Origin of the sequence: Streptomyces sp. NPDC052225 (genome assembly GCF_040679615.1) — a bacterium.
Classification (GTDB): domain Bacteria; phylum Actinomycetota; class Actinomycetes; order Streptomycetales; family Streptomycetaceae; genus Streptomyces.
Genome location: NZ_JBFAVD010000015.1, coordinates 168005 through 192040, shown reverse-complemented (window position 1 = coordinate 192040; position 24036 = coordinate 168005). Strand labels below are relative to the sequence as shown.

Annotated in this window: 23 protein-coding genes and 1 tRNA gene; 10 read left to right on the top strand and 14 right to left on the bottom strand. The window is 72.1% G+C overall.

The window, feature by feature from the left end; all coding sequences use genetic code 11:
• Positions 1-148: 148 nt before the first annotated feature.
• Complete coding sequence (locus tag AB0L37_RS22790; RefSeq protein WP_365508278.1) at positions 149-646, bottom strand: MarR family transcriptional regulator; 498 nt, start codon at positions 644-646, stop codon at positions 149-151.
• 89 nt (positions 647-735) lie between these two features.
• Here AB0L37_RS22790 and AB0L37_RS22785 point away from each other — a divergent pair, with 89 nt between their 5' ends.
• Together AB0L37_RS22785 and AB0L37_RS22780 are read left to right on the top strand one after the other, a co-directional pair.
• On the top strand, positions 736-1536 hold the full coding sequence (locus AB0L37_RS22785) for a trans-aconitate 2-methyltransferase (protein WP_365508276.1): 801 nt from the start codon (positions 736-738) through the stop codon (positions 1534-1536).
• On the top strand, positions 1533-1901 hold the full coding sequence (locus AB0L37_RS22780; RefSeq protein WP_365508273.1) for a VOC family protein: 369 nt from the start codon (positions 1533-1535) through the stop codon (positions 1899-1901). Before AB0L37_RS22785 ends, AB0L37_RS22780 begins: the two co-directional genes overlap by 4 nt.
• On the opposite strand, the gene AB0L37_RS22775 is transcribed toward AB0L37_RS22780, so the two are convergent.
• Positions 1841-2626, bottom strand: a complete 786-nt coding sequence (locus tag AB0L37_RS22775) for a helix-turn-helix transcriptional regulator (RefSeq protein ID WP_365508270.1) — start codon at positions 2624-2626, stop codon at positions 1841-1843. The genes AB0L37_RS22780 and AB0L37_RS22775 overlap by 61 nt on opposite strands.
• 54 nt (positions 2627-2680) lie before the next feature.
• On the opposite strand from AB0L37_RS22775, the gene AB0L37_RS22770 reads away from it, so the two are divergent.
• The gene (locus AB0L37_RS22770; protein WP_365508267.1) at positions 2681-3871 is read left to right on the top strand and encodes an MFS transporter; all 1191 of its coding nucleotides are present in this window, start codon (positions 2681-2683) and stop codon (positions 3869-3871) included.
• Positions 3872-3987: 116 nt separating this feature from the next.
• On the opposite strand, the gene AB0L37_RS22765 is transcribed toward AB0L37_RS22770, so the two are convergent.
• Both AB0L37_RS22765 and AB0L37_RS22760 read right to left on the bottom strand, forming a co-directional pair.
• Positions 3988-4680: a TetR/AcrR family transcriptional regulator gene (locus AB0L37_RS22765; protein ID WP_365508265.1), complete on the bottom strand. Its 693-nt coding sequence runs from the start codon at positions 4678-4680 to the stop codon at positions 3988-3990.
• Between the two features lie 12 nt (positions 4681-4692).
• On the bottom strand, positions 4693-5694 hold the full coding sequence (locus AB0L37_RS22760; RefSeq protein ID WP_365508263.1) for a fatty acid desaturase: 1002 nt from the start codon (positions 5692-5694) through the stop codon (positions 4693-4695).
• A 291-nt stretch (positions 5695-5985) separates the two neighbouring features.
• Between AB0L37_RS22760 and ppc the strand changes: the two genes are divergently transcribed.
• On the top strand, positions 5986-8721 hold the full coding sequence (ppc, locus tag AB0L37_RS22755; RefSeq protein ID WP_365508260.1) for a phosphoenolpyruvate carboxylase: 2736 nt from the start codon (positions 5986-5988) through the stop codon (positions 8719-8721).
• Positions 8722-8736: 15 nt separating this feature from the next.
• On the opposite strand, the gene AB0L37_RS22750 is transcribed toward ppc, so the two are convergent.
• The 6 genes from AB0L37_RS22750 to AB0L37_RS22725 all read right to left on the bottom strand — a co-directional run bounded on the left by AB0L37_RS22750 (position 8737) and on the right by AB0L37_RS22725 (position 13462).
• The gene (locus AB0L37_RS22750) at positions 8737-9201 is read right to left on the bottom strand and encodes a hypothetical protein (RefSeq protein WP_365508257.1); all 465 of its coding nucleotides are present in this window, start codon (positions 9199-9201) and stop codon (positions 8737-8739) included.
• Between the two features lie 64 nt (positions 9202-9265).
• Positions 9266-9859, bottom strand: a complete 594-nt coding sequence (gene pth / locus AB0L37_RS22745) for an aminoacyl-tRNA hydrolase (RefSeq protein WP_365508254.1) — start codon at positions 9857-9859, stop codon at positions 9266-9268.
• A gap of 103 nt (positions 9860-9962) precedes the next feature.
• Positions 9963-10553: a 50S ribosomal protein L25/general stress protein Ctc gene (locus AB0L37_RS22740; protein WP_365508252.1), complete on the bottom strand. Its 591-nt coding sequence runs from the start codon at positions 10551-10553 to the stop codon at positions 9963-9965.
• A gap of 163 nt (positions 10554-10716) precedes the next feature.
• The gene (locus tag AB0L37_RS22735; protein ID WP_365508249.1) at positions 10717-11694 is read right to left on the bottom strand and encodes a ribose-phosphate diphosphokinase; all 978 of its coding nucleotides are present in this window, start codon (positions 11692-11694) and stop codon (positions 10717-10719) included.
• 130 nt (positions 11695-11824) lie between these two features.
• A complete protein-coding gene (glmU, locus tag AB0L37_RS22730) occupies positions 11825-13273 on the bottom strand; it encodes a bifunctional UDP-N-acetylglucosamine diphosphorylase/glucosamine-1-phosphate N-acetyltransferase GlmU (RefSeq protein ID WP_365508246.1) in 1449 nt (482 codons plus the stop codon).
• Positions 13274-13390: 117 nt separating this feature from the next.
• A tRNA-Gln gene (locus tag AB0L37_RS22725) sits at positions 13391-13462 on the bottom strand.
• Between the two features lie 287 nt (positions 13463-13749).
• Here AB0L37_RS22725 and AB0L37_RS22720 point away from each other — a divergent pair.
• Positions 13750-15066 carry a histidine kinase gene (locus AB0L37_RS22720; protein ID WP_365508243.1) on the top strand — a complete coding sequence of 439 codons (1317 nt, stop codon included), beginning with the start codon at positions 13750-13752 and terminating at the stop codon, positions 15064-15066.
• An 88-nt stretch (positions 15067-15154) separates the two neighbouring features.
• On the opposite strand, the gene AB0L37_RS22715 is transcribed toward AB0L37_RS22720, so the two are convergent.
• Positions 15155-15661 carry an SUKH-3 domain-containing protein gene (locus AB0L37_RS22715; RefSeq protein WP_365508240.1) on the bottom strand — a complete coding sequence of 169 codons (507 nt, stop codon included), beginning with the start codon at positions 15659-15661 and terminating at the stop codon, positions 15155-15157.
• Positions 15661-16224, bottom strand: a complete 564-nt coding sequence (locus AB0L37_RS22710) for a YwqJ-related putative deaminase (protein WP_365508238.1) — start codon at positions 16222-16224, stop codon at positions 15661-15663. The genes AB0L37_RS22715 and AB0L37_RS22710 overlap by 1 nt, the downstream gene beginning before the upstream one ends.
• 229 nt (positions 16225-16453) lie before the next feature.
• Here AB0L37_RS22710 and AB0L37_RS22705 point away from each other — a divergent pair, with 229 nt between their 5' ends.
• The 5 genes from AB0L37_RS22705 to def all read left to right on the top strand — a co-directional run bounded on the left by AB0L37_RS22705 (position 16454) and on the right by def (position 22724).
• Positions 16454-17446: an SMI1/KNR4 family protein gene (locus AB0L37_RS22705; protein WP_365508235.1), complete on the top strand. Its 993-nt coding sequence runs from the start codon at positions 16454-16456 to the stop codon at positions 17444-17446.
• A 7-nt stretch (positions 17447-17453) separates the two neighbouring features.
• The gene (locus tag AB0L37_RS22700) at positions 17454-19961 is read left to right on the top strand and encodes an SUKH-4 family immunity protein (protein ID WP_365508232.1); all 2508 of its coding nucleotides are present in this window, start codon (positions 17454-17456) and stop codon (positions 19959-19961) included.
• A 65-nt stretch (positions 19962-20026) separates the two neighbouring features.
• On the top strand, positions 20027-21013 hold the full coding sequence (locus tag AB0L37_RS22695) for an LCP family protein (RefSeq protein WP_365508229.1): 987 nt from the start codon (positions 20027-20029) through the stop codon (positions 21011-21013).
• Between the two features lie 150 nt (positions 21014-21163).
• Entirely contained in the window at positions 21164-22069 is a 906-nt protein-coding gene (locus AB0L37_RS22690) for a cellulose-binding protein (RefSeq protein WP_365508227.1), read from the top strand.
• 55 nt (positions 22070-22124) lie between these two features.
• Positions 22125-22724 carry a peptide deformylase gene (gene def / locus AB0L37_RS22685; RefSeq protein ID WP_365508225.1) on the top strand — a complete coding sequence of 200 codons (600 nt, stop codon included), beginning with the start codon at positions 22125-22127 and terminating at the stop codon, positions 22722-22724.
• Position 22725: 1 nt separating this feature from the next.
• On the opposite strand, the gene AB0L37_RS22680 is transcribed toward def, so the two are convergent.
• On the bottom strand, positions 22726-23466 hold the full coding sequence (locus tag AB0L37_RS22680) for a phosphotransferase (RefSeq protein ID WP_365508223.1): 741 nt from the start codon (positions 23464-23466) through the stop codon (positions 22726-22728).
• A gap of 12 nt (positions 23467-23478) precedes the next feature.
• Positions 23479-23895 (bottom strand): hypothetical protein, encoded by a 417-nt coding sequence (locus AB0L37_RS22675; protein WP_365508220.1) that lies wholly within the window; start codon positions 23893-23895, stop codon positions 23479-23481.
• Positions 23896-24036 lie beyond the last annotated feature (141 nt).

The window sequence follows — 24036 nt, the reverse complement described above, 5'->3', positions numbered from 1 at the left end:
CCCCGCGCCCCTAAAGGCGAGCGGCTTCGCCGCTCAGCCTTTATCGGGGAAATGCGACGCGAAGCGTCTGCATTTCAGGGGCGCGGGGAACTGCGCGACCAGCCACGACGAAAGCCGCACCCGGCGATCAGCAGCGACCCCCGCGGCGCTAACCCGGAATGTTGTCGAACGGCGCCGTCAACTGCCGCAGCAGGCCCGCCAGTTCACCCCGCTGCCCTCGCGAGAGCTCCGCCAGGATCGCGCGCTCCTGCTCAAGCAGACCCGCCAGGGCCTGATCCGCACGGTCCCGGCCCACCTCGGTCAGGCGGACGAGGACACCGCGCCGGTCGCTGGGGTCCGGCAGCCGCTCGACCAGGCCCTTCTTCGTGAGGCGGTCGATCCGGTTGGTCATCGTGCCGGATGTGACCAGCGTCTGGGTGAGCAACTGACCCGGGGAGAGCTGATACGGCGCACCCGCACGCCGCAGCGACGTCAGGACGTCGAACTCCCACGGCTCCAACTGGTGCTCGGAGAACGCGAGGCGGCGGGCCCGGTCGAGATGGCGCGCGAGTCTGCTGACCCGACTGAGCACCTCGAGGGGCTCCACGTCGAGGTCGGGGCGCTCCCGGCGCCACGCTGCGACCAGACGGTCGACCTCGTCCTCCATGACGATCAGTGTAGGGGGTGTGTCGACGTGAAGTCTCTTGATGTCGAGCTTCTTGACATCGAGAGACTAGGGTGGGGACCCTGGAGGGCATGACGACGACCTCACCCGCCTGGGACCCGCAGCAGTACCTCCGGCACGCCGGCCACCGCGCCCGCCCCTTCGTCGACCTGCTCGCCCGCGTCCCCGACCTGCCCCGCGAGAACGCCCGCATCGCCGACCTGGGCTGCGGCCCCGGCAACGTGACGACGCTGCTCGCCGAGCGCTGGCCCGCCGCCCGCATCACCGGGTACGACAACTCGCCCGAGATGCTGGAGAAGGCGCGGGCCCACGCGAGCGACCGGCTCGACTTCGCGTACGCGGACGCGGCGCACTGGACGCCCACGGAGACGTACGACCTGCTCGTGTCGAACGCGACGCTCCAGTGGGTGCCGGGCCATGTCGACGCGTTCCCCGCCTGGGTCGACGCGGTCGCGCCCGGCGGCACGTTCGCGTTCCAGGTGCCCGGGAACTTCGACGCCCCCAGCCACGTACTGATGCGGGAGCTCGCCGCGTCCGCGCGGTGGAAGGAGCGGCTCGGCGGCGTCCTGCGGCACGGCGACGCGGTGCTCACGCCCGCCGCCTACCTGGCGCGGCTCGCGGACCTGGGCTGCGAGGTGGACGCCTGGGAGACCACGTACACGCATCTCCTCCAGGGCGAGGACCCGGTCCTGGACTGGGTGAAGGGCACCGGCCTGCGCCCCGTCCTCACGGCCCTCGCCGACGACCCGGCCGCGCGGGACGCGTTCGTCGCCGAGTACCGCGACCTGCTGAGGGCCGCTTATCCGGCGACGGAACACGGCACGGTGCTGCCGTTCCGCCGGATCTTCGTGGTGGCGGCGAAGCCGGCGTGATCGAGTCGCTCGACCATGTCCAGCTCGCGGCGCCCGCCGGCAGCGAGGACCTGCTGCGCACCTTCTACGTCGATGTCCTCGGCATGACGGAGACGCCGAAGCCGGCCGTGCTCGCCGCGCGCGGCGGCTGCTGGTTCGAGTCCGGATCCGTCCGGTTGCACCTGGGTGTCGAGGCCGCGTTCCACGCCGCCCGCAAGGCCCATCCCGGGCTGCGGGTGCGCGGCATCGAGGCGTACGCGCGACGGCTCGCCGCCCTCGGCGCGGAAGTCCACTGGGACGACGCGCTGCCCGGCCACCGGCGCTTCTACTCCACCGACCCCGTCGGCAACCGCCTCGAGTTCCTCGAAGCGTCGGCCGACACGTAGGCGCCCGGTGTCGTCCCGAACGCGGCGCTGAACGCGTGGATGAACGCGCTCGGGGAGCTGTAGCCGCACTCTGCCGCGACCCGGGTCACCGAACGGCCCGTGGCCAGGCCGGTCAGGGCGTGGTGCAGGCGCAGCTGCGTACGCCACTGCGGGAACGTCATGCCCGTACGCGTACGGAACAGCCGGCTCAGCGTCCGCTCCGACGCCCCGATCGCCGCGCCGAGTTCGGCCAGGGTGCGCGGGTCGCCCGGGTCGGCGTGCAGGATGCGGGCGATGTCCGCGAGGCGCGGGTCGTCCGGGGTCGGCAGGTGAACGCGCAGCGCCTCCACGCGCCGCAGCTGGTCCAGGGCGACCGCCTCCAGATTGCGGCGCGGCCCCGCCGCCTGCTCCTCGTCGCCGGTGAGCGCGGCGACGACCTCGCGCAGCAGCGGCGTCACCACGAGCACCGCGGGACGGTCGAGGCGCAGCGGATTGCGGGCCGGGGCGAAGGTGACCGCCCGCAGCTCCGTCGTACCGATCGCCTCGTGCGCGTGCGGCACCCGCGCGGGCAGCCACACCGCCCGGTGCGGCGGCACCATCCAGTCGCCGTGCGCGGTGCGCACGTGCAGCACTCCCCGGTGCGGGAAGAGGAGCTGGTGGTCGTCGTGGGTGTGCCAGTCGATCCGCTCGCGGTGGGCGAGCGGTACCCGGGACGTGCCGGAGTGGCCGTGGCGGGGCATCGACATAGGTCGGCAGGATATTGCTAGTCCGCCGTACGCGGCCACCGTGACGCTGGGTCCATGACCGAGACAGCACCCCCTTCCGCCCCTTCCCTCCCCGCGGTTCCTGCCGCGCCCGGGATCTGGCGGCGCATGCGGCTGTGGGGCGTCGCCCATGCCGTCGACGACCTCTACCAGGGCCTCGTGCCCGCCTGCGTCCCGTACTTCGTCCTCGACCGCGGCTACAGCTACGTCGCCGCCTCGGGCCTGACCCTCGCCGCCGCCCTCGGCTCGGCGGTGCCGCAGCCCTTCGTCGGGCTCGCCGTCGACCGGTGGGAGATGCCGCGGCTCGCCGGGATCGGCGTCCTCGTCGCCGGGCTCGGGCTCGGCCTGTCCGGGCTCGTCGACTCCTACGCCGCCGTGTGGACGCTGATCCTGCTGTCCGGGCTCGGCGTGGCCCTGTTCCATCCGGCGGCCGGGAAGGCGGCGCGCGAGGCGGCCGGGGAGAGCGCCGCCGCGATGAGCGTCTTCGCGGCGGGCGGCAGCGTCGGCTTCTTCCTCGCGCCGGTGCTCGCGACGCCCGCCCTGATCCAACTCGGTGTCGGCGCAACGGTGTTGTTCGTCCCGCCCGCGCTGATCGTGGGCCTGCTCCTGCTGCGGGGACGCTCCGCTCGGCCGGGCGGAGCGGGGGCGGTGCGCACGGGGCGCGACCGGTGGGGGCCGTTCCTGGCGCTGACGGGCGTGGAAGTCGTGCGGTCGGTCGCGTTCTTCGGGGTGCTGACGTTCATCGAGCTGTACTGGATCCGGCATCTGCACGCCGGGCGCGGGACGGCCGGGGCCGCGCTCGCCTGCTTCCTGGTCGGCGGGGTCGCCGGCACGCTGCTCGGCGGACGGATCGCCGACCGGGTCGGGTCGGTGCGGACGGTGCAGCTGGGGGCGGTGCTCGCGGTGCCGTTGTTCGTGGGGCTGCGCCTGGCGCCCGGGCCGTACGCGCCGCTGCTGTTCGCGGTGCTCGGCGGGGTCGCGCTGAACATTCCCTTCGCCGTGCTGGTCAAGCTCGGCCAGGACTATCTGCCGGGGCGGCCGGGTACGGCGGCGGGGGTCACGCTGGGGCTCGCGGTCAGCGTCGGGGGGTTGTTCGCGCCGGTGCTCGGGGCGGTGGCGCAGGCGCGGGGGCCGGAGGGGGTGTTCGGGGTGCTGTGGGTCCTGCCGGTGGTGGCGTTCGGGCTGGGTCTGCTGCTGAGGGAGCCCGGCGCCGACGTGGCGCCGTAGCTTCGCCGGGTCCGTTGTCGTCTGCGGCTTGAGTGTGGCTGGTCGCGCAGTTCCCCGCGCCCTTGAGATGCAGACGCTTCGCGTCGCATTTCGCGGGCGCCGGGCCCCAGCCCCGGTCAGCTCTTCCGGTGCCCTATGAGGCGCGGCTTGGGCTCCAGGCCGTCCAGGCCGTGCCACGCCAGGTTCACCAGGTGCGCGGCGACCTCCGCCTTCTTCGGCTTGCGGGCGTCCAGCCACCACTGGCCGGTGAGCGCGACCATGCCGACCAGCGCCTGCGCGTACATCGGCGCCAGCTTCGGGTCGAAGCCGCGGGTCTTGAACTCGCGGCCGAGGATGTCCTCGACCTGCGTCGCGATGTCGGAGATGAGGGAGGCGAAGGACCCCGTCGACTGCGGGATGGGGGAGTCGCGGACCAGGATCCGGAAGCCGTCCGTGTACTCCTCGATGTAGTCGAGGAGGGCGAAGGCCGCCTGTTCGCACAGCTCGCGGGGGTGCCCGGCCGTCAGGGAGCTGGTCACCATGTCGAGGAGCTGGCGCATCTCGCGGTCCACGACGACCGCGTACAGGCCCTCCTTGCCGCCGAAGTGCTCGTACACCACCGGTTTGGAGACGCCGGCCTTCGCCGCGATCTCCTCCACCGAGGTGCCCTCGAACCCCTTCGCGGCGAAGAGGGTGCGACCGATCTCGAGGAGCTGCTGACGTCGCTCGGCCCCCGTCATCCGCGTACGGCGCGGACGCCGGGGCTTGTCGGGCCTGTCACTGCTCGCATTGCTCGAAGTGCTTGAGTCGGTCGCCACACTCCCCATCATGCCGTGCCGACGTCACATGGCGTCGGCGGCCTGTTCCTTGCGCCGCGACGCGATCCGGTCCTGCGACGGCCAGCGCACGTCGTGGGCCCAGCCGAGCTGCTCGAACCAGCGGATCAGACGGGCGGACGAGTCGACCTGGCCGCGCATCACACCGTGCCGGGCCGAGGTGGGGTCCGCGTGGTGCAGGTTGTGCCAGGACTCGCCGCAGGACAGGACCGCGAGCCACCACACGTTGCCGCTGCGGTCACGGGACTTGAAGGGGCGCTTGCCGACGGCGTGGCAGATCGAGTTGATCGACCAGGTGACGTGGTGCAGCAGGGCGACGCGGACCAGCGAGCCCCAGAAGAACGCCGTGAACGCGCCCCACCACGACATCGTGACCAGACCGCCGATGAGCGGCGGCAGCGCGAGGGAGAGCGCCGTCCAGAGGATGAACTGGCGGGAGACCGCGCGCAGGGCCGGGTCCTTGATCAGGTCCGGGGCGTACTTCTCCTGCGGCGTCTGCTCCTCGTCGAACATCCAGCCCATGTGCGCCCACCACAGGCCCTTCATCAGGGCCGGCACGGTCTCCCCGTACCGCCACGGCGAGTGCGGGTCGCCCTCGGCGTCGGAGAACTTGTGGTGCTTGCGGTGGTCGGCCACCCAGCGGACCAGCGGCCCCTCGACCGCCATCGACCCGGCGATGGCGAGGGCGATGCGCAGCGGGCGCTTGGCCTTGAAGGAGCCGTGCGTGAAGTAGCGGTGGAAGCCGATCGTGATGCCGTGACAGCCCAGGTAGTAGAAGAAGACGAGCAGTCCGATGTCGAGCCAGCTCACCCCCCAGCCCCAGGCCAGCGGCACCGCAGCGAGCAGGGCCAGGAACGGTACGGCGATGAACAGGAGCAGCGTGACCTGCTCCACGGAACCTTTCCGCTCGCCGCCCAGCGTCGCCGAGGGTGGCGCGGCGGACGACGAGCCGGGTTTCGCGGACGCGTCCTTCGGGGCGTCTTCGATCACGTCAGGGCTGATGGCCATGGGAGTCCCCTGTAGGTCGAGGGTCGAGAGGGTTGAGAGGCGCGGAGACGGGTCAGGAGATCCACGGAGATCCGCGGACAGCATTCCTACGGTTCCGTAACCTACGGTCCCGTAAGTATGGCAGCGCAGAGCCGGGCAGCGTGAGACCCCGAACCGTGCCGCCGACGCGGGCACATATCCTGGGGAACGGTCGGACAGCGCGGTCCGCTCTGAATCTCCACCCGGGTCTAGTACCCGTATCCCGGGAATTTCCCTCCAGTACGAGCTTCACCACTGCAAGGAGCCGCACCTGTGAGCAGTGCCGATCAGACCGCAACGACGAGCACCAGTGCCGAACTGCGCGCCGATATCCGCCGCCTCGGAGACCTCCTGGGCGAGACCCTGGTCCGCCAGGAAGGCCCTGAGCTGCTGGAACTCGTGGAGAAGGTGCGCCGCCTGACCCGCGAGGACGGCGAGGCCGCCGCCGAGCTGCTGCGCGGCACGGAGCTGGAGACCGCGGCCAAGCTGGTCCGCGCCTTCTCCACGTACTTCCACCTGGCCAACGTCACGGAGCAGGTGCACCGCGGCCGCGAGCTGCGCGCCAAGCGTGCCGCCGAGGGCGGTCTGCTCGCCCGCACCGCGGACCGCCTCAAGGACGCGGACCCGGACCACCTGCGCGAGACCGTCCAGAACCTGAACGTCCGCCCCGTCTTCACCGCGCACCCGACGGAGGCCGCCCGCCGCTCCGTCCTCGGCAAGCTGCGCCGGATCGCGGAGCTCCTGGAGACGCCGGTCCTGGAGACCGACCGCCGCCGTTACGACACCCGCCTCGCCGAGAACATCGACCTGGTGTGGCAGACCGACGAGCTGCGCGTCGTGCGTCCCGAGGTCACCGACGAGTCCCGCAACGCCATCTACTACCTGGACGAGCTGCACGCCGGCGCCGTCGGCGACGTCCTGGAGGACCTCACCGCCGAGCTGGAGCGGGTCGGCGTCACGCTCCCCGAGGAGTCCCGCCCGCTGACCTTCGGCACCTGGATCGGCGGCGACCGCGACGGCAACCCGAACGTGACGCCGCAGGTCACCTGGGACGTCCTGATCCTCCAGCACGAGCACGGCATCAACGACGCGCTCGACATGATCGACGAGCTGCGCGGCTTCCTGTCGAACTCGATCCGCTACACCGGCGCCACCGAGGAGATGCTCACCTCGCTCCAGGCCGACCTGGAGCGCCTGCCGGAGATCAGCCCGCGCTACAAGCGGCTCAACGCCGAGGAGCCCTACCGGCTCAAGGCCACCGCGATCCGGCAGAAGCTGGAGAACACCAAGGAGCGCCTCGCGCGCAACACCCCGCACGAGGACGGCCGCGACTACCTCGGCACCGCCGAACTCCTGCACGACCTGACGCTGATCCAGACCTCGCTGCGCGAGCACCGCGGCGGCCTGTTCGCCGAAGGACGCATGAACCGTACGATCCGTACGCTCGCCGCCTTCGGCCTGCAGCTCGCCACGATGGACGTACGCGAGCACGCGGACGCCCACCACCACGCCCTCGGCCAGCTCTTCGACCGGCTCGGCGAGGAGTCCTGGCGCTACGCGGACATGCCCCGCGACTACCGCGGCAAGCTGCTCGCCAAGGAGCTCAGGTCCCGCCGGCCGCTCGCGCCGACCCCGGCGCCGCTGGACGCCGACGGCGAGAAGACCCTCGGCGTCTTCCACACGGTGAAGAAGGCCCTCGACGTGTTCGGGCCCGAGGTCATCGAGTCGTACATCATCTCGATGTGCCAGGGCGCCGACGACGTGTTCGCCGCCGCCGTGCTCGCCCGCGAGGCCGGCCTGATCGACCTGCACGCCGGCTGGGCGAAGATCGGCATCGTGCCGCTCCTGGAGACGACGGACGAGCTCAAGGCCGCCGACACGATCCTGGAGGACATGCTCTCCGACCCGTCCTACCGGCGCCTCGTCGCGCTCAACGGGGACGTGCAGGAGGTCATGCTCGGCTACTCCGACTCGTCCAAGTTCGGTGGCATCACGACGAGTCAGTGGGAGATCCACCGTGCGCAGCGCCGCCTGCGTGACGTCGCCCACCGGTACGGGGTCCGGCTCCGCCTCTTCCACGGCCGCGGCGGCACCGTCGGCCGCGGCGGCGGCCCCTCGCACGACGCGATCCTCGCCCAGCCCTGGGGAACCCTGGAGGGCGAGATCAAGGTGACCGAGCAGGGCGAGGTCATCTCCGACAAGTACCTGGTGCCGTCGCTGGCCCGCGAGAACCTGGAGCTGACCGTCGCGGCCACCCTCCAGGCCTCCGCGCTGCACACCGCGCCGCGCCAGTCCGACGAGGCCCTCGCGCGCTGGGACGCCGCCATGGACGTCGTCTCCGACGCCGCGCACGCCCGCTACCGTTCGCTGGTCGAGGACCCGGACCTGCCGAACTACTTCCTGGCGTCGACGCCCGTCGACCAGCTCGCCGACCTGCACCTGGGCTCGCGGCCCTCGCGCCGCCCCGGCTCCGGCGTCTCCCTCGACGGCCTGCGCGCCATCCCGTGGGTGTTCGGCTGGACGCAGTCGCGGCAGATCGTGCCCGGCTGGTTCGGTGTCGGCTCCGGCCTCAAGGCGCTGCGCGAGGCGGGCCTGGACACCGTGCTCGACGAGATGCACCAGCGCTGGCACTTCTTCCAGAACTTCATCTCGAACGTCGAGATGACGCTGGCCAAGACGGACCTGCGGATCGCCCGGCACTACGTCGACACCCTCGTCCCGGAGAACCTCAAGCACGTCTTCGCCGACATCGAGACCGAGCACGCGCTGACCGTCGCCGAGATCCTCAAGATCACCGGCGGCTCCGAACTCCTCGACGCCCAGCCCGTCCTGAAGCAGACCTTCGCGATCCGGGACGCCTACCTCGACCCGATCTCGTACCTCCAGGTCGCCCTGCTCAAGCGCCAGCGCGACGCGGCCGCCGCCGGCGAGGAGCCGGACCCGACGCTCAGCCGCGCCCTGCTGCTCACCGTGAACGGTGTGGCGGCCGGTCTGCGCAACACCGGCTGATCGCCCCAGGAAGAACTAGAAGCTGAGGGCGGCGAACGCCGCCGTCAGGACCGTGAAGCCGGCGCCTCCCGTGATCCACGCGAGGCGCCGGTCGCGTATCCCGCCCGCGGTCACCACCGAGACGAGCAGCAGCGCGCCGCCCAGCGGCACCCAGGCATGCAGGAACCCGGCCGTGCCCGCGCGCACGGCCGTGGTGGAACTCGGCTTCAGGACGACGGGCAGGCGCGCGCCCTTCTTCTCCCCGATCGAGCGGTCGATCGTCACGCTCGGGTGCCGGACGGCGGTGGGGGAGGCGGGCGCGAACGGGCCGGTGCAGACGTCGTCCGTGCACCGCGACACCGTCATGGTGCCGCGCTCACGCCCGGTCGGGAACATCACGTGCTGCGCCGCGCCCCACGACGCCCACACACCGGCGATCAGCAGCAGCGCGGCGAGCGCGGCCGTCGCGAGCAGCCGGGCAACAGGCACCGCAGAAGACATGCCCGGGATCCTTGGCCATGACCCTGCGCACGGTCAACCCTGGCCGGGCGTATGTCCGTACAGGTCAGGAGTTGTACGAGGACTGAGCGCGCTCCAGGCCCTCGGTCACCAGCGCCTCGACGGCGTCGGCGGCGCGGTCCACGAAGTAGTCGAGCTCCTTGCGCTCGCCCGAGGAGAAGTCCTTCAGGACGAAGTCCGCGACCTGCATGCGCCCGGGCGGGCGGCCGATGCCGAACCGCACCCGGTGGTAGTCGGGGCCCATCGCCTTGGTGATCGACTTCAGGCCGTTGTGCCCGTTGTCGCCGCCGCCGAGCTTCAGGCGCAGGACGCCGTAGTCGATGTCCAGCTCGTCGTGGACGGCCACGATGTGCGACACCGGCACCTTGTAGAAGTCGCGCAGCGCGGTGACCGGGCCGCCGGAGACGTTCATGAACGACATCGGCTTGGCGAGGATCACCCGGCGGTTCGCGGGCCCGGGCGGACCGATACGGCCCTCGACCACCTGGGCCTGGCCCTTCGTGGCCCGCTTGAACTTGGCGCCCATGCGCCGCGCCAGCAGGTCGGCCACCATGAAGCCGACGTTGTGCCGGTTCATCGCGTACTCGGGACCGGGGTTGCCGAGCCCGGCGATCAGCCAGGGAGCGTTCTCGTCGGACATGCGCCTTCCTCAGGTCCGTGGGGAGGGATAACGGGACAGACAGCGGTACGGGGTGGCGGGCCAGGCCCACCACCCCGTACGCAACGGCTCAGTCGCCGAAGGCTCAGGCCTCCGCGGCGGCCTCGTCGCCCGCACCCTCGGCCGGGGCCTCCTCGGCCTGCGCGGCCAGGACCTGCAGCACGACGGCGTCGGCGTCGACGGCCAGCGTGGTGCCGGAGGGCAGCGTGATGTCCTTGGCGAGGACGGACGCACCGGCGTCCAGGCCCGCGATCGAGACGGTGACCGACTCGGGGATGTGCGTGGCCTCGGTCTCGACGGAGAGCGTGTTCAGCACGTGCTCGAGCAGGTTGCCGCCGGCGGCGAGCTCGCCCTCGGTGACGATCGGGAGCTCGACGGTGACCTTCTCGCCGAGCTTCACCAGGAGCAGGTCGACGTGCTCGAGGAAGCCCTTGATGGCGTCGCGCTGGACGGCCTTCGGGATGGCGAGCTGGGTCTTGCCGTCGACGTCCAGGGAGAGCAGGACGTTCGGCGTGCGCAGGGCGAGCTGGAGCTCGTGGCCCGGCAGCGTGACGTGGATCGGGTCGCCACCGTGACCGTAGACGACGCCGGGAACCTTGTTCTCGCGGCGGATGCGGCGGGCGGCGCCCTTGCCGAACTCGGTACGGGTCTCGGCGGCGAGCTTGACCTCGGACATGATCTTCAACTCCTCGTAACGTGAAGGGGATTGGTCACCCGGCCAGAACGGCCTGCTACGAAGAGCGCGTCGATAACGGACAGCCACACAAAAAAGTGCGGCCTCCCTCGCCGAGCAACTCTGGCAGTTTACCCGGCGGGGGAGGCCGCACCCAAATGGATCTTTACGCTTCGCCCTCGAAGAGGCTGGTCACCGAGCCGTCCTCGAAGACCTCGCGCACCGCGGAGGCGATCGTCGGGGCGATCGACAGGACCGTGATCTTGTCGAGCTCCAGCTCGTTCGGCGTCGGCAGCGTGTTCGTGAACACGAACTCGCTCACCTTCGAGTTCTTCAGGCGGTCCGCGGCCGGGCCCGAGAGCACACCGTGCGTCGCCGTCACGATGACGTCCTCGGCGCCGTGCGCGAACAGGGCGTCCGCGGCGGCGCAGATCGTGCCACCCGTGTCGATCATGTCGTCGACCAGGACGCAGACGCGGCCCTTCACGTCACCGACGACCTCGTGGACGGTGACCTGGTTCGCCACGTCCTTGTCACGGCGCTTGTGCACGATCGCCAGCGGAGCGCCCAGACGGTCGCACCAGCGGTCGGCCACGCGCACGCGGCCGGCGTCCGGAGAGACGACCGTGAGCTTCTCGCGGTCCACCTTCGCGCCCACGTAGTCCGCCAGGATCGGCAGCGCGAACAGGTGGTCCACCGGGCCGTCGAAGAAGCCCTGGATCTGGTCCGTGTGCAGATCGACGGTGAGGATGCGATCCGCACCGGCGGTCTTCATCAGGTCCGCGACCAGACGCGCCGAGATCGGTTCACGTCCACGGTGCTTCTTGTCCTGCCGCGCGTAACCGTAGAACGGCACGATGACAGTGATGGAGCGGGCCGACGCACGCTTCAGCGCGTCGATCATGATGAGCTGCTCCATGATCCACTTGTTGATCGGAGCCGTGTGGCTCTGGATCAAGAAGCAGTCGGCACCGCGAGCGGACTCCTGGTAGCGGACGTAGATCTCGCCGTTGGCGAAGTCGAACGCCTTGGTCGGGACGATCCCGACACCGAGCTGGTGCGCGATCTCCTCGGCAAGCTCGGGGTGGGCGCGGCCAGAGAAGAACATCATCTTCTTCTCGCCCTGCGTCTTGATCCCGGTCACAGCACTAGTCTCCTCAGACGAGTTCGTCCGCCGCAGCTGCCCGCGCGTCCCTATAGCAGCGAGCCAGGCGAATCGTGAGCATCTATCACGGTACGCCGTGTCGGACGCACCTGTTTCCGGTCAGACCGCGTCAGTCTGCGGTTTCCGGTTCCCGGGTGGCCGCCTCGGCCGCCTTCGCGGCCGCGCTCCCCGGACGCTTACGGGCCACCCAACCCTCGATATTCCTTTGCTGGCCCCGGGCCACGGCCAGCGAACCGGCCGGTACGTCCTTCGTGATCACCGAGCCCGCGGCGGTGTACGCACCGTCCCCGACCGTGACAGGCGCCACAAACATGTTGTCCGAACCGGTACGGCAGTGCGACCCGATCGTGGTGTGGTGCTTGTCCTTGCCGTCGTAGTTCACGAAGACGCTCGCGGCACCGATGTTGGTGAAGTCGCCGATGGTGGCGTCACCGACGTAGGACAGGTGCGGCACCTTCGTGCCCTCGCCGATCGACGAGTTCTTCGCCTCGACGAACGTGCCGATCTTCGACTTCAGGCCGAGCCGGGTGCCGGGGCGCAGGTACGCGAAGGGGCCGACGGACGCCTGCGGGCCGATCTCGGCCTCGTACGCGACCGTGTTGTCCACGCGGGCACCCGCGCCGACCGTGGTGTCGGTCAGGCGCGTGTTCGGGCCGACGACCGCGTCTTCCGCGATGTGCGTCGTGCCGTGCAGCTGGGTGCCGGGCAGGACCGTGGCGTCGCGGCCGAACGTGACCGTGACGTCGATGAACGTGGACGCCGGGTCGATCACCGTGACGCCGTCGAGCATCGCGGCGGTCAGCAGGCGGTCGTTGAGGATGCGGCCGGCCTCGGCGAGCTGCACGCGGTTGTTGATGCCGGCGATCTCGCGGTGGTCGCGGGCGACGGCCGCACCGACCCGGTGCCCGGCCTCGCGCAGGATGCCGAGGACGTCGGTGAGGTACTCCTCGCCCTGGCTGTTGTCCGTACGCACCTTCTTCAGGGCCTCGGCGAGCAGCCGGCCGTCGAACGCGAAGACACCCGAGTTGATCTCGCGGATCGCACGCTGGGCATCGGTCGCGTCCTTGTGCTCCACGATCGCGGTCACCGCGCCGGAGGCGGCGTCGCGCACGATGCGGCCGTAGCCGGTGGCGTCGGGGACCTCGGCGGTCAGGACGGTGACCGCGTTGCCGTCGGCGGTGTGGGTCGCCGCGAGGTCGGTGAGCGTCGCGCCGGTCAGCAGCGGGGTGTCGCCGCACACGACGACGACGGTGCCGTCGACCGCGGAGTCGAGACCCTCCAGGCCCATGCGCACCGCGTGCCCCGTGCCGTTCTGCTCCGCCTGCACCGCGGTCCTGGCCCCGGCGTCGATCGCGCCGACGTGCGCGGCGACCTTCTCGCGCTCGTGACCCACGACGACGACGAGTTCCTCGGGGTTCAACTCCCGCGCGGCGGCCAGCACATGACCGACGAGTGAGCGTCCGCAGAGCTCGTGCAGGACTTTCGGGGTGGCCGACTTCATACGGGTGCCCTCACCCGCTGCGAGGACGACGACGGCGGCCGGGCGGTTGGCGCTCACGGGTGGGCCCTTCGGCTCTGGATGCGATGTGGGGTGGACAATCGCAGGATACCGGGGGGTTCTGGGCTGGAAACGGGCGCGGGCCCGGCCATGGACCGGGCCCCGCGTCGAAGCTTGCTCCCCCGCCAGGACTCGAACCCGGACAAATGGCACCAAAAGCCACGGTGCTGCCAATTACACCACGGGGGATCATTGCGGCCGGAACCGGACATTGCGTCCGGTGATCGGCCGGGCACTCAACACTATGCCGTACCAAGAGCCTTCGATGCGACGGGCTTGGGACGTGTGTGACTCCTGTGGCGTGCGTCATAGCCGCGGCCCAGCCGGAATCCGGGCGTCCGGTGCGGAACCCGCAGGGGAGCGGCGGTTCGCGGGATACCGGTGGGTTTCGCTTCTGTTCGATTACGAGGGGTGGTGTAGGCCAGTAAGTAAAACTCGCCGGAAATCGGGCGAGGGCCGCCCGTAGGCTGGGAGGTATGACCACGACGGGGGAAGTTCACCGAGCCGCGGCCGGGGGGCCGTGGTGGTGGGAGCGGCGGCTTGCCGCCGTGCTGGATGTGGGGCTCGCGGTGGCGTCCGCCGTGGAGTGCGCGGTGGAAGGGGTTCCGTTTGCGCACAAGGCCGGGCTGCCGGTCTGGGTGGGGATCGTCTTCGGGGTGCTCACGGGCTCGACGCTCGTGCTGCGGCGGCGCTGGCCGATCGCGGTGGTGCTCGTCTCGGTCGCGGTGACCCCGGCGCAGATGGGGCTGCTGCTCACGGTCGTCGGGCTGTACTCGCTGGCGGCCTCGGAGCTGCCGCGGCGGATCATCGGGGCGCTCGCCTGTATGTCGTTCCTCGGGACGCTGATCGTGTCCGTGGTGCGGGTGCAGCAGGACGCGGCGACGCACACGGACACCTTCCAGGTGGCGAGCTGGGCCGTGCCGTTCCTCGCCGTCACCACCGCGATCGGCGTGACCGCCCCGCCGTTGCTGCTCGGTATGTACGTGGGTGCCCGGCGCCGCCTGATGGAGTCGCTGACCGAGCGGAACGAATCGCTCGAGCGGGAGCTGGGGCTGCTCGCGGAGCGGGCCGAGGAGCGGGCCGAGTGGGCGCGGGGCGAGGAGCGGACCCGTATCGCGCGGGAGATGCACGATGTCGTCGCGCACCGGGTGTCGCTGATGGTCGTGCACGCGGCGGCGCTCCAGGCCGTGGCGCGCAAGGACCCCGAGAAGGCCGTGAAGAACGCCGCGCTGGTCGGCGACATGGGGCGCCAGGCGCTGACCGAGCTGCGGGAGATGCTCGGGGTGCTGCGGGCCGGGGAGCCGGCCCCGGAGCGTACGGCGGTGCCGCTCGCGGCGGTGGGGATGGCGGCGGCCGCCGCGGCCTCGCGGGCCGAGGAGCCGGGGGCCGAGGTGGACGGGCCGTCGCTGGCGGAGGTCGAGGAGCTCGTGGAGCAGTCGCGGGCCGCCGGGATGGTCGTCGAGATGACGGTCGAGGGGCGGGTGCGGGCGTATGCCGCGTCGGTGGAGCAGACCGCCTACCGGGTCGTCCAGGAGGCCCTGACGAACGTGCACAAGCATGCGGCGGGGGCCAAGACGTATGTGCGGCTCGCGCATCGGGGGGCCGAGGTGGCGATGCAGGTGGAGAACGAGGCGCCGCCGAGCCTCTCCGAGGCGGGGGTCGCGGGGTTGCCCTCGGGGGGTAATGGGCTGGTCGGGATGAAGGAGCGGGTGGCCGGGCTCGGGGGTGTGTTCGTGTCCGGGCCCACGGATGCGGGTGGGTATCGGGTGTCGGCCGTGCTGCCGGCTGCCTGAGGGGTCGGCTGGGCTGTCGCCGAGGTCGCGGGGCTCCGCCCCGGACCCCGCGGCTCAATCGCCGCAGGGGCTTGAAATGGGATCCGCCTCAGGTCGCCTGCAGCCGTGGCGGCATCGTGCCCGTCAAGAGGGTGTCCAGCGCCTGGTCGATCGTCGGGCCCAGGTACCAGTCGCCGCTGTGGTCGAGGGCGTAGACGCGGCCCTCGGTGTCGATGGCCAGGAGGGCCTCCGTGCCGGATTCCGCGCCGAGCGGGCAGACCTCGGTGTCGAGGGCGCGGCCGAGGTCGCCGAGGGTGCGGGCCATGTGCAGGCCGTGCAGCGGGTCCAGGTGCGGCTGGGACGGGGCTATGTGGCGGCCGGGGCCGGTGGGCGTGAGATGGAGGCCGCCGAACTCGGCCCAGGCCTCGACCGCCGCCGGGAAGACGGCGTGCCGATGGCCCGCGGGGGAGACGTGGGTGCGCAGTGCGTCCGCCCAGAACTCGGCCTGCTTGATGTCCCAGCGGCCGGGCTGCCAGCCCGCGGCGCGCAGCGTGGCGTCCACGGGGACGGAGAAGCGGGTGCTCGAAGTGCGGTCCACGGAAGCGGAGTCGGGCATCAGCGGGCGGCCTCGTTGTCCTGGGGGGATTCGGGTGCTGCGGGGGCGACGACATGGATGCCGAAGTGGGCCGTCAGCGCGGCGCACGCGCGGCAGGGGCGGGCGAAGCCGCCGTGCAGCGGGTCGCCGTCCTCGCGGATGCGCCGGGTGGTGAGCTTGGCGTGCTTGAGCGCCTTGCGGGCCTCGCTCATGGTCATGGGTCTGCGCCGGGCGCGCTTGGACTTCTCGGTGCGTTCCGCGTCCACGGCGGTCAGGTGCCGGGAGATCAGGATCGCCTCGGCGCAGCGCCCGGTGAAACGGTCCCGCTGCGCACTGGTCAACGTATCCAGATAATCCTGGACCAACGCGTGCAGAACGGGCGGCTGTTCCCCCCGGGCGGCCGTCGCCGTGAGGGTCGTGCCGCGCACCGAGAGCGCGGCGGCGACGGTCGGCAGGATGCCGTCGCGACGGCCCCGCAGTACGGGTACGGAGCCCGTGTCGGTGGCGCTCCAGCCCACGCGTGGGTCGTCGCCGTCCGATCGGGTCTCCGTGGACGTCGATGGCGGTGCGATGCCGCTGTTCATGTGGTGCTTCCCCTCCTGCAATCCCCCAGGTTGCCTGCACAGAGTGCCAAATGGGGCAGCCGGTGCGGTAGTCGGTACCCGTCGACACGCCCGAAGCTCGGCGCTGCGTCACGGCCGGGTGACTGCTGGTCATGGAACCGGAGGCCCGGTGACCGGTGTCCTTCAACCGCATAGGCTGTCCGGACAGTAAGCACCAGTACCGTCAACAGCGCCGCAGGGGGCAACCGCCATGACGACAGGTCGGCTCGGGCAGCAAGCCGCGCCGCCGAACGCGGCCTATGCCGGGCAGGTCGTGCACTTCCCGGATCCGGTCCGCGCCGCCCGCCACCCCCGGGGTGTCCGGATGGACGGTGAGGGCTTCCCCGACTTCTCGGCGTACGCGCGCGCGGCGGCCGAGATCGCGGAGCCCCCGCAGGGTTTCGGCGTCGACGAACTGCGGCTCACGGACTACGTGTCGGCGAACGCCGCCCTGGCCGCCTCCGGCCACGAACTGTGGGACACGATCCCGCCGGTGGCGACGCCGCACGGCTGGACCTGGCACCACGTACGCGGTTCGCGGCGCCTGGAGTTGGTGCCCGTCGAGGTGAAGGCGTTGCTGCGCCACCACGGCGGTCTCGCCACGGCCGCCGTCGACCAGCACAAGCGCGGCACGCGCCCGCTGCAGGACACGCGGCCCGCGCACTTCGGTCTTCCGAAGTCCGGGGTCGCGGTGACCGAGCAGCAAGTCCTGGGCGCGGAGGAGGACTTGGGGTACCGGCTGCCGGGCGCGTACCGCTCGTTCCTGAAGGCGGGCGGCGGCTGCGCGCCCGTCGGGACGGCGCTGGACGCCGAGCTGGGTCTCCTGATCGACCAGCCGTTCTTCACGGTCCGCGACGAGGCGGCGGTCAACGACATCGTCTACGTCAACAAGTGTCTGCGCGATCACCTGACCAAGGACTACCTGGCCGTCGGGTTCGTGCAGGGCGGCATTCTCGCGGTCAAGGTGCGGGGTGCGGCGATCGGTTCCGTGTGGTTCTGCGCGTACGACGACGCGCGCGACGGCGGCGAGACGGCGGGCCTGTCGGTGGCCGAGCGGGTGGAGCGCCTGCTGCTGCCGTGCGGCGACGACTTCGACGTGTTCCTGTCCCGGCTGGCCGGTAATCCGCCGGAGTTGGAGACGGTGGCGAATCTGATGGTGGACGGCGGCTTCGCGAGCGCGGTCCCGGTCACCGGTGGGGAGTGACGCTGCGATGGTGACGTTCGCACAGGCGCAGGAGCGCGCCGAGGAGTGGATCAACGGGGACGTGCCCGCGTACCAGCACCGTGAGGTGCGGGTGCGGGAGTTCGAGCTGGGGTTCGTCGTGTGGGCGGAGGACCGGGAGAACGGTCCGGTGTCCGACGGCGGCCGCCAGCGGCTCGTCATCGCGCGCGACAGCGGTGAGGCGACCCTGTGGCCCTCGCTGCCCGTCGGCGAGGTGATCCGGCGGTACGAGGAGGAGTACGGGCTGCCGGAGGTGCCCGTGCGCGACGCGGTGCCGCAGCCGCCCGAGCGGGTGGACCTGAACCAGACGTCGTTCCTGCTGAGTCCGCCGGAGTGGTTGCAGGAGGCGGCGGACAAGTTGGGGATCCCGGATCGGCGGGCTTCGTCGTCGGCCGCGGGTGAGCCTGCCGCCGCTTCGCCCGCGCCGCCGGTGGGTGCGACGCCCTGGGCGGGTACGGACACGAACGGGGCCGGGGACGAGGAGGACCGGTCGGTGCCGCTGCCCGAGACCGTGTTCTCGCCGCCGGTCGCCGAGGACACCCCGCCGCCCGGTGTGACGCCGGACGCGAAGACCGCCCTGATCTCGGGCGGCAGCCAGCTTCCGCCGACCGCCCTGTCCCCGGCCGTCGGTGGCGCGCCGTCGCCGGTCGCCCCGGTCGCCCCGGCGCCCCCGGTGGCCCAGACGCCTCCGCCGCCGGTCTCGCAGACGCCTCCGCCGCCGGTCGCCCAGACGCCCCCGCCGCCCGCCGCGGGCGCGCCGCTGCCGCCGCCGGTGCCGGGTTCGGCCGTGCCGGGCACGCCGCCGCCGGGGGCCTCGTACGGGTACCCGCAGGGACCTGGGCGCGACGCTTCCGGGCGGCCGCTCGCCCCGGGCGCGGGGGACATCGCCGACGTCGCCACCAGCAAGGCGCAGGCCCCGCCGCGTGGTGCGCGCGGGGGCGGCTCGCAGACCCCGCCGCCGCCGAGCGCCCCGGGCGTGCCCGGCGTGCCCGGTGGGGGCGGTGGGGGCGCGACCCCGCCGCCCGCAGGCCCCGCGGGCGGGTACGTCCCGACGCAGATGGTGTCCGCGCTCGGCCCCGACGGTCAGCCGGAGGTGCAGGGCGGCCCGCAGCCGTCGGCCGCGCCGAAGCCGCCCGGTGCCACGCCGCCGCCCGCACCGGGCAGCGTGCACCACGCGGCGACGATGCTGGCGGGACCGCCGGTCGGCGGTCCCGGACAGGCCCCGCCGCCGCCCGGGCCCCCCGGTGCGCCCGGAGCCCCGGGTGCGCCCAGGCCGCCGGCCGCGCCGAAGCCGCCCGGTGCCACGCCCCCGCCGGCGGCGGGCAGTGTGCACCACGCCGCGACGATGCTGGCGGGTCCGCCGCCCGGTGGCCCCGGTGCCCCCACGCCGCCTCCGCCGCCGGGTGCGATGCCGCCGGGTGCCGTGCCGCCCGGCGCGATGCCGCCGCCGGTGGCCGGTCAGCAGCTCCCCGGCGGGCCTCCGGCCGCGTACGGCTACCCGCAGCAGGCACCGCCGGTGGGTCAGCCGACCGTCGGCCCCGGCTACCAGGCCGTGCTGCGCTACCGCGCGCCCGACGGCTCCGAGCAGCAGCTCATCCGGCGTTCCGCGCCCGGCACGCCGCACCCGGAGTGGCAGATCTTCCACGAGCTGCGCGGCATGAACATCCCGCCGGACCAGGTCCTCGAACTCCACACGGAGCTGGAGTCCTGCGCGCTGCCCGGCGCCTACTGCTCCCGCATGATCAAGGAGCAGTGGCCGCAGGCCCGCATCACGTCGATCGCCCCGTACGGCACCGACCACGCCTCGCGCCAGCAGGGCATGCAGCAACTCATCGCGCACCAGGCCGAGTTGCACCAGGTCGCCGACGGTCCCGCGCGCCCGGCGCCGGTGCGCGCGCCGCTGCCGCCCGCGCAGCCCGCGCCGCCGGTCCCGCCGGAGGCCATCGGGCAGGAGCTCGCCGCGGCGTTCGGCCCCGGTGTGTTCCGCTTCGACCAGCGGGCGGTGTCGCGCCAGGGCGTGCCGGACATCGTGGCGCACACCCTCGTCGTCGCCGGGCTGCCCGCGGACTTCGGGCCGTTCTTCTGGGCGCAGGCCCAGCCGGGCCGCCCGGTGCCGACGCTGGCCGAGCTGGCGCAGGAGCGCGGGGTGCAGCCGGCGTCGGACGCGGGTTCGTACCTCGTCATGGGCAGCGACTTCGGCAAGGCGCTGTGCGTGCAGTACGGGACGGCGAACATCGTGGCCGTGCCCGTGGAGTCGGGTCCCGGCGGCGCTCCCGTACCGCCGCAGTTCGTGAACAGCGGGCTGCCCGAGTTCGCGCGGTCCCTCGCGCTGCTCGGCCGGATGTGGCGGCTGCGCTACGGCCTCAACCCGGAGCAGGCGGGCCGCTGGACCGTCGACTTCCAGGCGCAGTTGAACGCGATCGACCCGGCCGCCCTCGGCTCGCCCGAGACCTGGTGGTCGGTGCTGCTCGAGCAGATGTGGGACGGCCTGCTGTAACCACGTAGCAAGGTATGAGGGGCGCTCGGCCTGCGGGATCGGCCGGGCGCCCTCATCATGCGCTCATGGCAGGCACACCGACGCAGACGAGCCAGGCGGCCGAGCGGCGCTGGCCGAAGCGGGTTCTCCTCACCCTGCTCGTCGTGCTCGTGGTCCTCGCCGGATACGCGACCGGCCTGTACTTCTGGGCCGATTCACGCCTTCAGACCACCGAGGCCTTCACCGGCCACGACGGCCGCCCGGCGGACGGCGAGGGCACCGACTGGCTGCTCGTCGGCTCGGACTCGCGCGCGGACCTGACGCCCGAACAGCGCAAGGAACTCCACGTCGGCAATGACACGGGCCTCAACACCGACACGATCATGGTCCTGCACTACGGGGACAACGGCCCGTATCTGATCTCGATCCCGCGCGACTCGTACGTCTCGATCCCGGGCCACGGCAAGAACAAGATCAACGCGGCCTACGCGCTCGGGGGCGCGCCGCTGCTGACGCGGACGGTCGAGCAGGCGACGGGCCTGCGCATGGACCACTACGCGGAGATCAACTTCCTGGGCCTGGTGAACGTGGTCGACGCGCTCGGCGGCGTCACCCTCTGCGTCGCCGACGGCGGCCTGCACGACGAGAAGTCCGGCGCCGACTTCGACGCCGGTTGCCAGACGATGGACGGCGTCCAGGCGCTCCAGTACGCGCGGGCCCGCTACTCCGACCCGCAGGGCGACCTCGGCCGGGTCGAGCGACAGCAGCAGCTCGTGAACGCCATCGCCGACAAGGCGCTCAGCCCGGCGGTCCTGATCCCGCCGTGGAAGCTGATCCCGTTCCTGAGCGCCTCCCTCGACGCGCTCACGGTCGACGACGGCACCGGCATCGGATCGCTGGCGACGATGGGCCGCAAGATGTCCTCCCTGGCGGCCACGACGACCGTCCCGGTGGCGAGCGAGCCGTATGTGTCCGGGGTCGGCGATGTCGTCCTCTGGGACGACAGCGAGGCCGCGCAGCTCTTCGCCGCGCTGCGCGACGACACGGCGATTCCGACTTTCGACGGCAATTGACGCATCCTGGACCAGGTCGGTCGGTAGATGTTCGGCCGACGTTCGGCCGGTGTGTCGCGTGTGTCGGTTTGTGGACGCTTCTCGGTGATCCACAAAGATGTGCGCCAATTGCGCTGAACGTCGTGTTCGACGGGTTGGAGAGTGATCCACATGAGCGGTACGGGCGCGTCGGCGTCGCCGTACGGATTCGTCGTCGCCAAGGGGCGCGGGGGCCGTGGGTACCGACCCGAACAGGTGGAGGCGGTGGCCGCCCAGCTCTCGCGGGCCCGGGACGACGCGTGGGAGCGGGCCGCCCGCCTCACCGTCCTGCACAAGGAGATGGAGGCGCAGGCCGAGCGGCTGCGCGAGACCGTCGCGCAGCTCGCCCCGCAGACGTACGACACCCTCGGCAAGCGCGCGCAGTACCTCCTTGAGCTGGCCGAGGAGGAGGCGGCGGCCGTGCGGCACGCGGCGCAGGCCGACGCACAGGCGCTGGCCGACGCCGCCTCGGCCGCGGCGCGCGAGGAGCGCGAGTCCGCGCAGGCGTACGCCGACGAGCTGCGCGCCGAGGCCGAGGAGCGGGCCCGCAGCCGCGAAGGCGCTGCGCGGGCCGCGGCCGACGAGATCCGGGTCGCGGCGCGCCGCGACGTGAAGGAGACGCGCGGCGCGGCGCTCGACGCGCTGCGCGACGTGCGCCGCCGCACCGAGGGCGTCCTCGCCGAGCAGGCCAAGGAGCACGCCGAGCGGATCGACGCGGCGGAGCGGGACGCCGCCGAGCGTGCGGCCGCCGCCGACGAGTGGGAGACGGCCGCGGTCGCCGCCGCCGAGGCCCGTCTGTCGGAGGCCAAGCGCGCTTTCGCCGAGGCGGAGGAGGCGGCCCGGCACGGTCAGGAGGACGCGGAGGCGACCGCCGCGGAGGTCCTCGCGCAGGCGCGGGCCCGCGCGGAGCGGATCGCCCGCGAGACCGAGCGGGTGCTGCGCGAGAACGAGGAGGCGCGCGACGAGATGCGGGCCCACATGGACCACGTACGCAGTTCGCTGGCGGCGCTCACGGGGCGGGCGGCGACGCCGGAGTAATCCCTGGCCACTACAGTTTGTTCAAGTGGCAGGCGTACGAGGGGGAGTTGACGACATGACCGAGGGGCTGCTGCCGGAGGTCGAGCGGGGCGCGGTGCGGCGCATCACGGTGGTCGGCGAGCCGGTGCTGCACCGGCGCTGCGCGCCCGTCACCGAGACGCACTTCGGTACGTCCGACCTGGCGCGGCTGATCGACGACATGTTCGCCACGAACCACGTCGCGCACGGCGCCGCCATCGCCGCCAACCAGGTCGACGTCGATCTCCAGCTGTTCGTCTGGGACATGGAGGACGACTGGGGCGTGCGGCACACCGGCCACATCGCGAACCCGGTCCTGGACGAGGAGCCGCCGGCCACCCGCCGACTCGTCGAGGAGATGGAGGGCTGCCTCTCCGTCCCCGGCCCGTACAAGACCGTCCCGCGCGCCGACCACGCGGTCGTCCGCGGCCAGGACATGCACGGCAACCCCCTCGTGGTCGAGAGCCGCGGCTACTTCGCCCGCTGCCTCCAGCACGAGACGGACCACCTCTACGGCCGCCTCTACCTCGACCGCCTCGCCAAGCGCGAACGCCGGGACGCGCTGCGCGAGATGGAAGACCTCCAGGAGAGCGTCCTGGCCCGCCGCGCGGCGATGGCGGAGCGGCTCGGCAAGTAGCTCACAGCCGCGCGGCCAGGCCCGCCCGGTGTCGTGTCACCCAGCTGCGGGCCGCGCGGATGTCTTCCGTCACGCCCTGCTCCCGCAGGCGGCGCATCGCCGGGTCGCCCGCGGCCGCCGCCGCTTCGATGCCGCGGCGGCAGCGGTCCTGCCAGTCGAGGACCGCGTCCAGGAGCGGGGTGCGGTCGGTGACACCGTAGGCGTCGCAGAGGAGGCGCAGGCGGCGGGAGGTCTCGGGGACGTCGCTCGCCTTCGGGCCGAGGTCCAGGTACTGCCAGCAGACGTGGGCCACGTCGTCGATGCGGCGGCCGGGGGCGGCCAGGTCCCAGTCGATGAAGGCGGTGGGGTGCCAAGTGCCGGGCGCGTAAAGCGTGTTGCGGGGGTCGAGGTCGTTGTGGCAGACGACCTCGTGGTCCCCTGCGAGTGACGTGCCCGCCGTGATGTCGTGGAACTCGCGTACCAGCGTGCCCAGTTGGGCGAGGGTCTCGTCCGTGCGGGCCGCTTGCCGGTCCTCCGCGGAGAGGGCCGCGCTGCCCGGCAGGTACGTGTAGATCTCGCGGCCCCCGTCGTCGGTGCCGAGGAAGCGGGGCGCGCCCGGCCAGCCCTGTCGCTCGAACAGGGCCAGGAGTTCATGGACGTACGCCGAGCGGGGCGTGGGGGCCCGGCGGACCGTCGTGCCCACGCGTGTGACGTGGTGGACGTGGCCGCCGGGAAGGGTTTCGCTGATGTCGGGCTCGCTCATCCCGCGACTGCCTCAGTCGCCGGAGAAGCCCCAGAAGTACAGCTCGCTCGGGCGGCCCGCCGCGTCGTGCAGGACCGCGACCCTGCCGTACCAGCGCTCGGTGGCCAGCGGCTCTATCGCCTCGACGTGCTCGCGCGTGAGGACGTCCGTGCCGGTAGCGCGGCGGGCCTCCTCGGCGCTGACCGGGCGGACCGTGGTGATCTCGGGGTCTTCGCCGGGGCGCAGGACGCGGTCCATGTCGAGTATCGAGTGGGTGCCCGTCTCCTGGACGGACTCGTCGTCCCACAGTTCCTCGATCGTCGCCGGATGCGGGATGTCCTCGTACCAGAGGTAGTCCCGTGCGTCGAAGACCTGCCGCTTCAGGTCGTCGAGCGCCGCTCCGACGTCCTCCAGGTACGGAACGTAGTAGTCCCAGCCCGATGCCCCCATGACGGCCTGCTCCCCAACTCGTCCATATGTGCGTGCACTTGGCAGGCGAAGAACGTAGCAGCGAAATCCGGTTGGCCGGGCGGGGGGTGGGTGTTAGCTTCTCGGTGATCGTGAAGTCGGCCCAGGAGGTGAGTCCCGTGA